Annotated in this window: 13 protein-coding genes; all 13 read right to left on the reverse strand. The window is 40.2% G+C overall.

Going from position 1 to position 15,112, the window contains the following annotated elements; genetic code table 11:
* Nucleotides 1-618 precede the first annotated feature (618 nt).
* Nucleotides 619-4,767, reverse strand: coding sequence for a PolC-type DNA polymerase III (locus BUB87_RS05010; RefSeq protein ID WP_073342304.1), 4,149 nt, complete (start codon nucleotides 4,765-4,767; stop codon nucleotides 619-621).
* A 14-nt stretch (nucleotides 4,768-4,781) separates the two neighbouring features.
* A complete protein-coding gene (locus tag BUB87_RS05015) occupies nucleotides 4,782-5,405 on the reverse strand; it encodes a glycosyltransferase family 2 protein (RefSeq protein WP_073342306.1) in 624 nt (207 codons plus the stop codon).
* Nucleotides 5,406-5,418: 13 nt separating this feature from the next.
* On the reverse strand, nucleotides 5,419-6,462 hold the full coding sequence (ispG, locus tag BUB87_RS05020; RefSeq protein WP_073342427.1) for a flavodoxin-dependent (E)-4-hydroxy-3-methylbut-2-enyl-diphosphate synthase: 1,044 nt from the start codon (nucleotides 6,460-6,462) through the stop codon (nucleotides 5,419-5,421).
* Between the two features lie 5 nt (nucleotides 6,463-6,467).
* Complete coding sequence (gene rseP / locus BUB87_RS13990; RefSeq protein WP_084110918.1) at nucleotides 6,468-7,484, reverse strand: RIP metalloprotease RseP; 1,017 nt, start codon at nucleotides 7,482-7,484, stop codon at nucleotides 6,468-6,470.
* Nucleotides 7,485-8,627 carry a 1-deoxy-D-xylulose-5-phosphate reductoisomerase gene (dxr, locus tag BUB87_RS13995; RefSeq protein ID WP_084110921.1) on the reverse strand — a complete coding sequence of 381 codons (1,143 nt, stop codon included), beginning with the start codon at nucleotides 8,625-8,627 and terminating at the stop codon, nucleotides 7,485-7,487.
* A gap of 12 nt (nucleotides 8,628-8,639) precedes the next feature.
* Complete coding sequence (locus BUB87_RS05030) at nucleotides 8,640-9,413, reverse strand: phosphatidate cytidylyltransferase (protein ID WP_073342307.1); 774 nt, start codon at nucleotides 9,411-9,413, stop codon at nucleotides 8,640-8,642.
* Nucleotides 9,413-10,138 (reverse strand): isoprenyl transferase, encoded by a 726-nt coding sequence (locus tag BUB87_RS05035; protein ID WP_234945961.1) that lies wholly within the window; start codon nucleotides 10,136-10,138, stop codon nucleotides 9,413-9,415. Before BUB87_RS05035 ends, BUB87_RS05030 begins: the two co-directional genes overlap by 1 nt.
* 14 nt (nucleotides 10,139-10,152) lie before the next feature.
* Nucleotides 10,153-10,674, reverse strand: a complete 522-nt coding sequence (frr, locus tag BUB87_RS05040) for a ribosome recycling factor (protein ID WP_456059094.1) — start codon at nucleotides 10,672-10,674, stop codon at nucleotides 10,153-10,155.
* 40 nt (nucleotides 10,675-10,714) lie between these two features.
* On the reverse strand, nucleotides 10,715-11,425 hold the full coding sequence (pyrH, locus tag BUB87_RS05045) for a UMP kinase (RefSeq protein WP_073342310.1): 711 nt from the start codon (nucleotides 11,423-11,425) through the stop codon (nucleotides 10,715-10,717).
* Nucleotides 11,426-11,519: 94 nt separating this feature from the next.
* Nucleotides 11,520-12,170, reverse strand: coding sequence for a translation elongation factor Ts (tsf, locus tag BUB87_RS05050; RefSeq protein WP_073342312.1), 651 nt, complete (start codon nucleotides 12,168-12,170; stop codon nucleotides 11,520-11,522).
* Between the two features lie 21 nt (nucleotides 12,171-12,191).
* On the reverse strand, nucleotides 12,192-12,908 hold the full coding sequence (rpsB, locus tag BUB87_RS05055; RefSeq protein WP_073342314.1) for a 30S ribosomal protein S2: 717 nt from the start codon (nucleotides 12,906-12,908) through the stop codon (nucleotides 12,192-12,194).
* A gap of 125 nt (nucleotides 12,909-13,033) precedes the next feature.
* Nucleotides 13,034-14,365: a DUF342 domain-containing protein gene (locus BUB87_RS05060; RefSeq protein WP_073342315.1), complete on the reverse strand. Its 1,332-nt coding sequence runs from the start codon at nucleotides 14,363-14,365 to the stop codon at nucleotides 13,034-13,036.
* Nucleotides 14,366-15,100 (reverse strand): sigma-70 family RNA polymerase sigma factor, encoded by a 735-nt coding sequence (locus tag BUB87_RS05065; protein ID WP_073342317.1) that lies wholly within the window; start codon nucleotides 15,098-15,100, stop codon nucleotides 14,366-14,368.
* Nucleotides 15,101-15,112: the final 12 nt, after the last annotated feature.

A 15,112-nucleotide genomic window follows, 5' to 3' on the forward strand; every position in this document is an offset into this window, starting at 1 on the left:
TTCAATTCCACAATGGTCCGATTGAAACAGTAATGGCATGGCAAGGTTATGTGTAGTTTCGCAAATTTCAATTCCACAATGGTCCGATTGAAACGCCTGTAGCTTCTCTTGTTCTGTCATTTGAGATTCTTATTTCAATTCCACAATGGTCCGATTGAAACTTGAGAGGGCCAACCAAGCACTACAAACAGATCATTCATTTCAATTCCACAATGGTCCGATTGAAACCACAACCTGAACTGATAGAAAAAGAAAAGTGGCTACATTTCAATTCCACAATGGTCCGATTGAAACCCCCAGTAAAAAACGCTTATATATGAGGGCTTTTGATACCCTCTTATGGTATAAAATTATCGTCAACCTCTGATGATGTAAAAATGCTTGGATGTTGACACGTTTAATGTTTATTACCTTTTAGTCTATCATAATAATATATTTATGTCAATAGTTTACTGCCAAATCCTGTTGCCATTCTATGATATTGTCACACTAAAAGTATTCTATAATAATGCAAATATGAGAAAAAAATATTCTGAGGCAAGTGACCTTGTGAAAGATTGGCGTAGCGCATCCCATCAAAGTCACTTGCCGATGCCGTTGAATTTTTTCAGAAGCAACCTATTTGTAAATATTATCAAACAACGACAGTTGACTGGTTTCTGGCATGCCTTTTAAACAACCGTGCTTCATCAATATCTCTATGACATTTCTGCTCAATTTCGCTCTTTCGCGTAAATCTTCTATCGAAACAAATCTGCCCTCGCTTCGAGCTTTGACGATGTTTTGCGCAGCGGCTAATCCTAAGCCAGCCAGTGAGTTTAACGGTGCTAAAAGCCCATCTTCTTTTACTATGAATTTTACAGCATCGGATTCATATATATCCACAGGATAGAGCTTTATCCCCCTCATATACATCTCCAGCGCTACTTCCAATATGGTAAGCATATTCTTCTCTTTCGGCGTCATCTCATTCCCTTTATTGTTCAACTGGCTTATAACCCGCCTTATCTCCTCTTCTCCTTTTACAACAATATCTGCATCAAAATCGTCTGCTCTCACAGTGAAATACGTAGCGTAAAATTCCTTAGGATAGTGTACTTTAAAATAAGCAATCCTGAACGCCATCATGACATAGGCTGCCGCATGGGCTTTGGGGAACATATACTTTATTTTCTGGCAAGACTGAATAAACCAATCGGGGACATCTTTTGCTTTCATGGCTGCTATGTCCTCATCGGTCAACCCCTTGCCCTTTCTGACATTCTCCATGATCTTAAATGACAGCTTGGGTTCCACTCCTTTTTGCAGAAGGTAAAGCATAATGTCGTCTCTGGTACATATAACCTCCTTCAAGGTGGCTATTCCATCTCTTATCAAATCCTGAGCGTTATTGAGCCACACATCGGTGCCATGGGACAGTCCACTTATCCTTATCAATTCAGCAAAAGTAGTGGGCTGTGTATCCACAAGCATCTGCCTTACAAACTTCGTGCCAAACTCAGGCAACGCCAGCGTGCCTACCTCGCAGTCTATATCTTCTGGCTTTATCCCCAGTGGTTCTGTAGAGGTAAATAACCTCATAGTGTCTTTATCGTCTAAAGGAATGGAACGCGCATCGACACCAGTTAAATCCTCTAACATCCTGATGACAGTGGGATCATCATGGCCCAATATATCCAGCTTCAGCAATCTCCCACTCAATGAATGGTAATCAAAATGGGTGGTAATAACCGACGAGCTGCTGTCATCAGCAGGGTGCTGGATAGGTGTAAACTCGTAAATCTCATTGTCTTTAGGCACTACCATAAGCCCTCCAGGGTGTTGACCTGTAGTGCGCTTTACACCCGTACAGGCCTGAACCAATCTGTCTACTTCCGGAGCGTGTACCTTTAAGTTATGCTCATCGATGTACTTTTTGACAAAACCATACGCTGTCTTGTCCGCCAGAGTTCCAATCGTACCCGCCCTGAAAACATGGCCTTTCCCAAAGAGTTCCTCCGTGTACTTATGGGCAATCGGCTGATATTCCCCTGAAAAATTGAGATCGATATCAGGCTCCTTATCTCCATCAAAGCCCAGAAAAACCTCAAAAGGTATATCAAAACCATCTTTTTTTAACAATGTGCCACAAACCGGACAATTCTTATCTTCCAAGTCCGGTCCTGACCCCACGCTGCCGTCAGTAAAAAATTCTGAGTACTTGCACTGAGGACACACATAATGCGGCGGCAATGGATTAACTTCTGTGATTCCGCTCATGGTAGCCACCAGGGACGACCCCACCGAACCCCTGGAACCCACCAGATACCCGTCATCATTAGACTTTTTTACAAGCCTCTGAGCTATAATATACAAAACCGCATAGCCGTGGTTTATTATAGAGTCCAGCTCTCTCTTTAACCGTTTTTCCACGATCTCCGGCAGCGGATCGCCATAAATCTGATGGGCTTTCTTCATCACCATCTCCCAAAGCTCTTCTTCCGCACCGGGGATCTTAGGTGTATAAGTCTCATCGGGTATGGGCTTTATAACCTCTACCATGTCGGCTATCTTATTTGTATTTTCTATTACCACCTCTTTCGCTATATCAGGTCCAAGGTACGAGAATTCCTCCAGCATCTCCTCTGTGGTTTTAAAATACAAGGGCGCTTGATCGTCAGCATCGTCAAAACCAGACCCGTACATCAGGATCCTTCTGGCCACCTCATCCTGGGGATCTAAAAAATGCACATCTCCTGTTGCCACGACGATTTTCTTTAACTTCTTACCCAGTTCGTATATTTTCTTATTAATTTCCCTAAGATTATCTTCGCTTTGCACTATCTGTTTTTTTACCATGAATTTGTTGTTGCCCACAGGCATTATTTCCAGGTAATCATAAAATTGGGCTATCCTCATGAGTTTTTTCTCGTCCAGCCCGTTTATGATACCCCTGTATAACTCTCCTGCTTCACAGGCAGACCCAAGGATCAAACCTTCTCTATATTCATTCAAAAGGCTTTTGGGAATTCGAGGCTTCCTGTAATAGTGCTCCAGGTGCGACTTAGAAACCAGTTTATACAGATTCCTCAGGCCTACCATGTTTTTAACTAATATGACCGCATGATAGCTTTCGTTTTTATTGTTTACTTTACCCAAAAAATAATCATTGAGCTCTTTTAGAGTACTTATCCCGTTATCCTGCAATATCTTAAGACACTTTATAAAAATATCCGCTGTAGCCTGAGCATCATCCACCGCCCTATGATGGTTTTTTAAATCTACATTGAGGAACTCTGCCACAGTATCCAATTTGTGATTTTTTAAGTCAGGAAACATACCCCTTGCCAGCTGCAGCGTATCCAGTACAGGATTGTCAAATTGTATTCCCGACATCTGCGCTTTGCCTTTTATAAAGGTTATATCAAATTCAGCATTGTGGGCCACCAAAACGGCTTTTCCTACAAAAGCCTTAAATTCTTTCATCACCTGCTCTACCGAAGGAGCATCTTTTACCATATCATCGGTTATACCTGTGAGCTTTACAATATTATCCGGAATTTTTACACCAGGATTGACAAAAGTTGAAAATCTATCTACGATCTCTTTGCCCCTTATCTTAACAGCCCCTATCTCTGTTATGCAATCCTTTCTGGAATTTAGCCCCGTGGTCTCGATATCTAAAACCACAAACTCAGAATCCAGTGTCCTATCATCTGTAGAGCCATATACCACTGGAATGCCATCGTCATAAATATACGCTTCTATGCCGTAAATCACCTTTATACCGTATTTCTTAGCAGCATCAGCAGCTTCCGGATACGCCTGCACAACACCGTGATCTGTTATGGCGATAGCCTTATGGCCCCACTGTGCAGCCCTCTTTATAAGGTCTTCGGCAGAATTTACACCATCCATGGAGCTCATTCTAGTGTGGAGGTGAAGCTCTACCCTTTTTTCAGCCGCGTTATCCACCCGTTCTTTATATGCAAATATTTCTACGTCATTACATATCATCACGGTATCTCGAACAAAATTATCGTATCTTATAAACCCTTTAAACTTATACCAGCAGCCTTTTTTTAACTTCTCTTTAACCAGCATATTTTTTTCATCCAAAAACATCTTGACGTACAGAGAATCGGTATAGTCAGTCACCTTCAGCGTCAATAAGGACTTACCGGTTTTTAATGGCCGCTCCTCTATATCAAATATATTTCCGGCTATCACCGCTTCATCGTATTCTTCACTTATTTGATTTATCGGAATTGGCGAATTTTTGATGGGTTTACCTAAAATAAGCATATCATCGGTTTGTTTGGGCTGCGCTTTTTTCTCCTCTTTTTTCGGTAGTTCAACAAATATATCAGGATTATCTAAAACAACTTCTGACTCGTTTAACTCAAATTCTACTTTAACAAGGCTTCCAGTGTAATTGTAAAGCACTGCAGATATGAACTTATCTATGCCTTTCTTTTTTACAAACTCCAGCCCGAATCTACTACAGATGGTAATGAGGAGCTTATCATCGACGATCCTATAATCGCCCTTTATAAACTCCTTCATAATGGGATACTTATAAAGTAGCTTATTTAAAAGTTGTCCCCACTGGCATTTCAAACACTCATCCAGGGAGCTGTATAACACCCTGGGTGCTTTTACAACAATTTCCCTGACAAAGTGAAATCTCTTTTTTATATCTTCTTTTAGCAACTCAGGGTCTTCATAACCATCTGTATCAATTTCCAGCACCCTATCAGCTAAATTAAACCTTACACCCTTTATCATCTTTTGTTCCTCCCCTATGGAGAAGAAATACACCTGATGATGTCCCAGTACATTTTTATCCTGGCCTTTACTCCTGGAATAAATCCCAGCTTTTCTTCTTTCATTACATGGGTGAGGTTTTTTAAATATACATTCTTCACCTTTATCCTGGAGCGCCGAGCGTATTTAGTCAGCGCTATTTCAATGCCATATTTTGTAGCATCCAATGCCGATATATCCTCGATAATAAACCGCTTGAGAGCCCTTTGCCCTGATAGCTGCGGCGCCACTACCTGGGCAAAATCTGTGGAAAAACGGCCACTAGAGAAAAGCCCTATGGTCATATCGGCCTCTCCATCCAATACCGGTCGCAACAGGTCAAATATGTGCTCTTTTGTTAAACCGATGAGATCAGCATCAAGCATCAGAATGATATCGCCGCGGGCTGCCTCCACGCCTTTTTTAACCGCGCCGCCTTTGCCAAGATTTCTCTCTAGCTCTATGACTTTCGCATACCTTCTGGCGATATCCGCTGTTTTATCCGTAGAACCGTCACTTACCACGATTACCTCATCACCAGCATTGGACTCCACTACCACCTTCAAGACATTTTCTATCGTATTTTCCTCATTATACGCTGGAATAATTATAGATACCATATGTTCATCCACCTTACAGATTATTTATATACTTCATGAGCTCATCGACAATATCTTCTTCGCGTACCTTCTTTACTATCTCCCCTTTTTTAAATAATACACCAAAGCCCTTTCCTCCCGCAATACCTATATCTGCATCGCGGGCTTCCCCCGGCCCATTGACCGCACAGCCCATAATAGCCACTTTTATATCCTTATCCACGTTTTGCAATCTATTCTCTACTTCGCTGGCAATGCTGATAAGATCTATATTACATCTGCCACAGGTAGGGCATGATATTAATTCAACCCCTCTTCTTTCAAGACCAAGAGCCCTCAGTATCTGATGACCAACCCTTACCTCTTCCACAGGATCCCCTGTCAACGAAACCCTCATTGTATCGCCAATACCCTGCCATAGCAAAATCCCCAGACCTACAGAGGATTTTATTGTACCAGCCCACGGGGTACCAGCTTCTGTTATACCTATATGTAGCGGATAATCAACCTGCTCCGATATCATCATATAAGCATCTATTGTGGTATTTACATCAGTAGCCTTTAAAGAAAGCACAATGTCATAAAATCCAAATTTCTCAAGAAGGTGCACATGCTTCAATGCACTTTCCACGAGGGCCCTCGGAGTCCTGCCGTATCTCTCTAAAAACTCCTTTTCAATGGAACCAGAATTTACACCTATACGTATAGGAATACCGCGATCCTTTGCTGCATCAACTACTGCCTTTACCCTATCGGCAGACCCAATATTGCCCGGATTAATCCTTATTTTATCAGCCCCGCTCTCTATAGATTTTATTGCAAGCCTATAATCAAAGTGTATATCTGCTACTAAAGGTATATTTATCCTCTTTTTTATCTCGGCAATAGCTGCGGCAGATTTTTCATCGGGTACGGCAACTCGCACAATGTGGCAACCCGCCTCCTGCAATCTATCAATCTGTTTACAGGTAGCTTCTATATCCGCTGTATACGTATTGGTCATGGACTGAACAGCAATAGGCTGCCCGCCTCCTATTCTGACACCGCCTATGTTAACCTCTCTGGTTTTTTTACTCAACACCCTCACCTGCTTAACCTGAGTATATCCTTATACGTCATAAAGATCATAAACAAAATGAGAAATACAAATCCTATAAAATGGACCAAACCTTCTTTTTCTCTGTCTATAGGCTTTCGCCTTATTGCTTCAATTATCAAGAACATCAATCTGCTGCCGTCAAGGGCCGGTATGGGCAGGAGATTTATTATGGCCAAATTGAGACTTATAAGGGACGTCAAACCCAATAAACTGTAAAATCCAGATTTAGCCGCTTCTCCAACCACATTGACTATCCCCACAGGACCCATAAATTCGTTAACAGATACCCTACCAGTTATCAACCCTAATAAAGATGTCAACATCATCCAGGTTATATGGCCTGACTGAACTATGCTGTTTTTTATATTCGTTATCAAAGAAGCTTTGTAATTATAACCTATTTTCCCCTTGGGCGATATACCTATCATCGGCTTTTTATTCTTTGCATCGTATATAGGCGTAAGTTTTATATAGAGCAATCTTTCTCCTCTTTTAACCTCCAGTAAAACCGGGCGGTTAACGCTTTTGCTTACCGCCGCCTGAAGGTCCTCCCATGTTTTTATGTTATAATCACCCACTTTTAGTATAACATCTCCAGGCATAATGCCGGCTGCAGCGGCCGGATAATCGGGAATTACCGATTGAACTACCGGTATAGGCGTTACAGTGATAAATCCCATTATAACAAATATTAATACTGCCAGAAGGAAATTCATAAACGGCCCCGCAGCTAGCACCGCAAATCTTACTGGGATTGACTTATTGGAATACGCCTTGGTATCATCAGACGATTCATCTTCCCCGAGCATTTTACAGTATCCGCCCATGGGGAACAACCTGATGGAATAAACCGTTTCACCTTTTTTAAACCCTAACAACTTCGGGCCCATACCTACAGAAAACTCTTCCACTTTAATATTTGAAAGTTTAGCTACTATAAAGTGTCCGAATTCATGAAAAATTATTAAGACGCCTAAAACTATTATTGAAATAATTATCAATTAATTCACCACCATCTTCTTTACCGCATCTCGCGTCTGCGAATCTACATATATTATGTCCTCAATAGTAGGATTATAAATCGGTTTATGACCATCAAGTGCTTTCTCTATGAGCAACGGGATGTCAAGAAATTTTATCATACCCTTTAAAAAAAGCTCTACGCAGATTTCGTTAGCAGCATTTAAAACCGCTGGATATGTTCCTCCTGCAATTGCTGCATCATAAGCTAATTTCAGACATCTAAATGTTCTTGTATCAGGTTCTCTAAATGTCAAAGAAAGCCCGTATAAATTCAGACGCTCGGTCAATCCCTCAATTCTTTCAGGATAGGATAAGGCGTATTGAATGGGAAGCCTCATATCCGGCACCCCCATCTGGGCAAGAACAGCACCATCTACAAATTCTACCATGGAGTGTACGATGCTCTCAGGGTGTATCACGACTTCAATATCTCTATATTTTACACCAAAAAACCAGTGTGCTTCTATGACCTCAAAGCCCTTATTCATAAGTGTTGCTGAATCTACAGTGATTTTCTTTCCCATACTCCAGGTAGGATGTTTTAATGCTTGCTCAGCAGTAACATCTTTTAACATATCGCAACTATAATCCCTAAATGGGCCACCCGATGCCGTCAGGATGATTTTCCTGATCTCTTTTTGTGCACCCTTTTTTTGAAGGCACTGAAAAATCGCCGAGTGCTCACTATCCACCGGTAAGATGTCTACACCTTTTTCTCTTGTCAAATTAACGATTATCTCACCTGCTGTAACCATTGACTCTTTATTGGCCAAAGCCAGCGTCGTGCCACCTTTTATCGTAGAAATGGTAGGCAAAAGCCCTGCCACACCTACAATTGCATTTAATACGATATCTGCATCACAGCTTTCCACAAGGCGCACCGCTGCGTCCTCCCCTGTTATAACCTCGCAGGGGTATTTTACCATGTCTTTTAAGTCATGTATCCCTTTTGTCAGCGCAATCATTGATGGTCTGAACTCATTGGCCTGTCTTGCAAGCAATTCCCCATTACTATAAGCCGCTAATCCAACGACTTTAAACAGGTCGGGATGCTTTCTTATCACATCCAGTGCCTGCGTACCTATAGAACCTGTTGAACCCAGCAGTAAAATTCTCTTCATACTATACCTCTTTTACATAAATGTTATATTGCGTTCAACGAAAATGTAAATTATCACACTTACATACAATATGCTGTCAAATCTGTCCAATATGCCTCCATGACCTGGTATTATGTTGCTAAAATCTTTAATCCTGCAATTTCTTTTAATATATGACGCACTCAAATCTCCTAACTGAGATATGATAGATCCGATTAACGCAATAAGCAAAAAAATATGTTTACTGTGTAGATAGAGCAAAATATAAAAATACGCTACGATGATGCAACCTAAAGTGCCACCGATAAAGCCCGCAACAGTTTTATTTGGACTTACATCAGGACAAAGTTTACGCCTCCCAAAAAATCTGCCTGTAAAGTAAGCAAACGTATCTGTCGCAAATGCTATTATGAACACAAGCCAGAAATACTTTATATCCACATCCCTTATCTTCAGGAGTATTAAAAATGGAATAACAGTATATATAAAACCGGCAACTCTGGTAAAAACACTGTTTGCGCTTTGCTTATTGAGTATTGCAATCGCCATAAGTATAATAAAATAAACGTATATTAAGATGCTCGAAGCTATTATTTTATCTAATACAAAAAAAGCAATTATGTATAAATAGCCGATTAAATCTACATAGCTCAAACCCACGCCGTTATTATTAGCTCTATTAAATTCCCAATAAGCAATAATCGCCAGCAGCAGCATAGCTATCTTCAATGGTATCCCACCGTATATTCCAACGATGATCAATAAAGGTATTCCTATAACAGCGCTTATAATCCTCTGTTTTAACATTATAATCCTCCAAAACGCCTATTCCTATCCTGGTAATTCGCAATTGCCGACAATAAGTCCTTTTCTGAAAAATCCGGCCATAATACATCTGTATACCACAGTTCTGAATAAGCAATCTGCCAGAGTAAAAAGTTACTTACCCTGTATTCTCCTCCCGTCCGTATTAAAAGATCGGGGTCTGGCATCCCCGCAGTATAAATGTATTTAGAAAACAACGCTTCATCTATTTCATCTGCAGTTATATTTAATTTTTTCATATCTCTGACAATACCCCTTACGGCATTTAATATCTCAGCTCTCCCGCCGTAATTTAACGCTAGATTGACGATAAGCCCGTCATTATCCGCTAACGCTGTTTTCGCCCTGTCTATCTCCGATCTTATGTCCTTATCAAAAGATGATATATCGCCAATAAAATTCAATCTAACATTATTTTCGTCCAGCTCGTCTATCTCGCGCCTCAAATAATAAACCAACAATTTAAAAAGAGCATTTACTTCTTTTTCTGGGCGCTTCCAGTTTTCCGTGGAAAAAGCGTATAGCGTTAAATATTCAATCCCTAGCTGCGAACAGAACTCAATAACTTTTTTTACTGTTTTTATACCCGCTCTGTGACCCGCAGTTCTGGGCATACCTCTTTTTTGCGCCCATCGCCCATTACCGTCCATTATTATGGCGATGTGCTTTGGTAATTTGCTTTTATCTATGCCCATCATTTCATCCATCAACATCACCTGTTTTATACTTCCATGATTTCTGCTTCTTTTTTGGCAGCTATCTCATCTATCTGTTTTATGTATTTATCTGTTAATTTTTGTATTTCATCTTGTCCCTTTTTCATCTCGTCTTCAGATATTTCTTTATTTTTCTCCATCTTTTTTACTTCATCCATTGCATCTCTGCGGATGTTTCTTATAGCTACCCTGCTGCTCTCTGCAATTTTATTAGTCATCTTTACCATTTCTTTTCTGCGCTCTTCAGTTAATTCCGGTAATACTATCCTTATAACCTTCCCATCATTGGTCGGATTGACACCCAGATCCGATGTCTGAATGGCCTTTTGAATCAAATTAAGGGCAGAAGCATCCCATGGTTGAACCAGCAAGACCCTGGCCTCAGGAACCGTAATGGTTGCCAGCTGATTGACAGGCATACTGGTTCCATAGTAATCTACTTTTACCCTTTCCAGAATAGCTGGATTAGCTCTCCCTGTTCTGATAGATGTGAGCTCTTTCTTAAAATTCTCCACCACTATCTTCATCCCTTTTTCAGCCTTCGAATATACATCTTTTAACATTTTATCACTCCTTTACCACTGTCCCTATATTTTCTCCTAGAATTGCCCTTTTAATATTTCCCTTCTGGGTGAGATCAAATACGATTATAGGTATATTGTTATCCATGCACAATGATGTAGCTGTCGAATCCATTACTCCCAGCCTCATATTCAACACATCTTTATACGTCAGTTTGTCAAACTTTTTTGCATCGCTGTTAAGCTTGGGATCGCTATCGTACACACCGTCAACCTTTTTTGCCAACAATATAACATCTGCATCTATCTCAGCTGCCCTCAGAGCAGCAGTAGTATCTGTGGAAAAGAAAGGACTCCCGATGCCTGCCGCAAAAATAACCACCCTGCCTTTTTCCAGGTGCCTTATAGCCCTTCTCCTTATATATGGTTCTGCTATAGCCCTCATTTCAATAGCTGTCTGGACTCTCGTGGGAATATTTCTCTTTTCCAGAGAGTCCTGTAAGGCTAAAGCATTTATAACCGTAGCTAGCATACCCATGTGATCAGCAGTGGATCTATCCATACCTATGCCGCTTCTACCTCTCCATATATTGCCTCCTCCTACTACCACGCCTATGTCTACGTTAAGCTTTTTTACCTCCGCAATCTCATCGGCTATCTGGTTTACGGTGTCAAAATCTATACCAAAACCTTTATCTCCTGCCAATGCCTCCCCGGATATCTTAAGTATAACTCTATTATATACCGGATTTTTCAATTTTAGCCCTCCTCAACAGTATATTATATTCTATATAAACGACAAAAATCCTTTTTAAATTCGTGAAAAAGGGAACACCATGGTGTTCCCTTTTTCACGAATTTAGTGCTCGGGCTACTTCCTCTACTATATCGCACTTTTTCTTTTCGATACCCTCGCCTAATTCGAATCTAACAAATCTTCTTATAACTATGTTCTCTCCGATCTTTGCTATCAATTCGTTTAAGAGCTGCTTTATGGTTTTGCTGTCATCCCTTATAAAGGGCTGCTCCAATAAGCAAACTTCTTTATAATACTTTTCAAGCCGGCCTTCCACCATCTTTTCTATCACTTTATCAGGCTTTCCTTCATTTTTCGCCTGAGCTCTATAGATTTCTTTTTCTTTTTCTACAACTTCTACTGGCACATCTTCTTTGCTCACATATTGAGGATTGGCTGCCGCTATCTGCATAGCTATATCGTGTACAAAATTCTTAAAATCATCTGTCCTGGCCACAAAATCCGTCTCGCAATTGACTTCAACAAGTACACCAATCCTTCCGCCACCATGGATGTACGAATCAATAATACCTTCCGCAGCGATTCTGCCGGCTTTTTTAGCAGCAGCAGCAAGGCCTTTCTCTCTTAATATTTCAATGGCCTTGTCCATGTCACCATTAGCTTCTGTCAATGCCTTTTTACAGTCCATCATGCCGGCACCTGTGCGCTCTCTTAACTCTTTAACCATTGATGCAGTTATCTCCATTTGAAATACCTCCAATTTTTATCATTCTTGCTCTTCTGATTCAGGCGTCATCTGCTCTCCCTGTCTTCCTTCTAACACCGCATCAGCCATCTTTTGAGCTATCAATTTAATAGCTCTTATGGCGTCGTCATTACCAGGGATCGGATAATCCACCTCATCAGGATCACAGTTGGTATCCACAATAGCAACAATAGGTATATTAAGGCTCCTCGCTTCTTTAACAGCTATCTGCTCCTTGCGCGGATCAACCACAAATAGCGCCGTAGGTAATCCAGGCATATTCTTTATACCGCCGAGATTTTTCTCAAGCTTCTCCTTCTCTTTTTTTAGAGCATTGACCTCTTTTTTTGGCAATAGGTCAAATGTTCCGTCTTCCTCCATCGCCTCAAGCTGTTTTAAATAATCAATACGGGTTTTTATCGTCTTATAATTTGTCAACATACCGCCAAGCCATCTCTGGTTGACATAATACATACCACATCTTTCAGCCTCTTCTTTTATCGCGTCCTGAGCCTGTTTTTTGGTACCAACGAAAAGAACAGTGCCTCCATCCGCAGCCACATTTTTTATAAATTCGTAGGCTTCCTCTACTTTCTTTTCGGTTTTTTGCAGGTCAATGATATATATACCGTTTCTCTCGGTAAATATATACTTTGCCATTTTGGGATTCCAGCGCCTCGTCTGGTGTCCAAAATGCACACCTGCTTCTAACAGCTGTTTCATTGAAATAATAGACATCAAAGCACCTCCAATGGTTATTCCTCCATAATCCGCACCTCTGCGCAGGACCAGCGGCACCACTGCACAGATTGGACTATGTGTGTTCTGTATTTTTATCCTTAATTATGATACCATCAATTTCTCTACAAGGCAAGTATTTTTATGTTTCCATTGTGATTAATTATCTTACAATGTTTCATCTCATCTTTTATAAATAAAATTTCCCTTTTTATATTTATTTTAACCCCTGAATAAAGAGTTTCTCTCACCAGTATATATGGATTTTCGTGCTCTGTTACAATTACATTTTCCAGCAGCTCTTTTAACTCATCATATTTCCCTATAAGCACTTTTAGTGTCAACAATGTGCGCTTTAAAATTTCTCTTTCTGCAGATGTCATATTTGTTTTTTTGATAAGGTGATTTTTTACCTTCGTCAACTCTTCTATTTGATCTTCTACTTTTTTCATATCTCTTTTTATAACTTCACATTCTTCTTGTTCACGAAAATTAATACCTACTTCTATCTCTGTATAAGTAGACATGGGCGAACCTACGGCCTTTGCCTCAACAAACTCATAAGCAGAAACTTTTCCGCCTGCAATCAATCCCCGTCTTCCATCAACTATTATGTTTCCATTGCATTTGACATCACTATGCATTATAGTGTCACAACGTATATTCTTATTCACCTCAACTCTGACATTTTCCAGATAGCGCGCAGTCAAATTTCCTTCCGCCACAATATACGCACCGCTTTTACCATTTACACCTCTGCCTATGACAATATCTCCACCGCTTCGGATTACACTGTCCTCAACATTGCCTCCCACCTCTATATCGCCTTCTGCCCTTACTTCAAAACCTGAATATATATCGTTATGTACAATAATATTCCCTACGAAGTCTATATTACCTACCGACATGTCAACATTTTTTACCTCAAAAACAGGCAATACGCTTATCTTATTATCTTTAACAAATAATTGGCCGTCTATCGTCGCTATAAAGGCACCATTTTCAAAAACTACATTCCTTCCACATTTCATCTTAAGCGGCTGACCAGGTTTCGGCTTAACTGTGTTCCCGAAAATATCCCTACCCTCGACACCAGGGGTAGCATCGGTAACCGTCGCTATAATATCCCCTTTCTTAACATTCTTAACAATATTAAGGGACTTATAATCCACATTTCCGTTCTCGAGTATTTGTGGTTTCCCGCCTTCTATAGTTTTCTTGAAATGTATCATGGCGTCAATTCCATCCTGAGGCTCAAGCCCTTGAGCTACTAATACTTGTTGGTCGTATACAGGATTCTCCCCCAATGATTTGATAACATTACTTTTTATTCCGTATACAATTTTTTTATCTGCAAGAAAGGCATAAATATCTTTAAAATCAGGTTTTACACCTTTATCCAAACATATATACGCTTTCATATTATTTTCAGATATATATAATTTTATGCCATCCATTTATATCACCTGATTTACGAGTTTTTCCTTATAAAAGAACTCCTTTAACTTTTTTATAGCCTGGGAATGTATTTGAGATATTCTGGACTCTGTGACTCCCAGCACCATTGCTATTTCCTTGTAGGTCAACCCTTCAACATAATAAAGCGATAATACGAGCTTCTGTTTCTCCGGAAGTCCATCTATAAATTCTTCCAGCAAAGTTCTAATTTCATGGTCTTCGGCTATTCTGTCCGGTGTATCCGATGAGTGGGAAATATTCATAACGCCGTTTTCAAGCATTTCATCAAGGGAAAGGATATTGCAGGCATTACCATAATTCAATAATTTATAATACTCATCTAAAGACACCCCTGCTTCTGATGCAATTTCTATATCGCTTTTATCTGAAGAACTATCGATAATTTCCTGGAGGATTTTATACTTTTTGCGCAATGACCTGGGCAACCAGTCCTTTTTTCTTAGATAGTCTAGTATTTCACCTCGTATCCTGTACGTAGCATATGTTTCAAACTTCACACCCTTTGAACTCTCATACTTTTCCACGGCGTCTATAAGACCCAGTATGCCTTGATTTAATATATCATCATACTCCCAGTTATTATATTTTATAAGTATGCGGTTTACTATATATTTTACCAGCGGCACATAATAAAGAACTATCTGATTCCTCAATTCCACGCTGCGTGTTGCCTCGTATTCGCGCCATAATTTATTGATATCGACATCCCGCATCTTTATCACCCC

The sequence above is a fragment of the Caldanaerobius fijiensis DSM 17918 genome, from assembly GCF_900129075.1.
GTDB classification, from domain to species: Bacteria; Bacillota; Thermoanaerobacteria; order Thermoanaerobacterales; family Caldanaerobiaceae; genus Caldanaerobius; species Caldanaerobius fijiensis.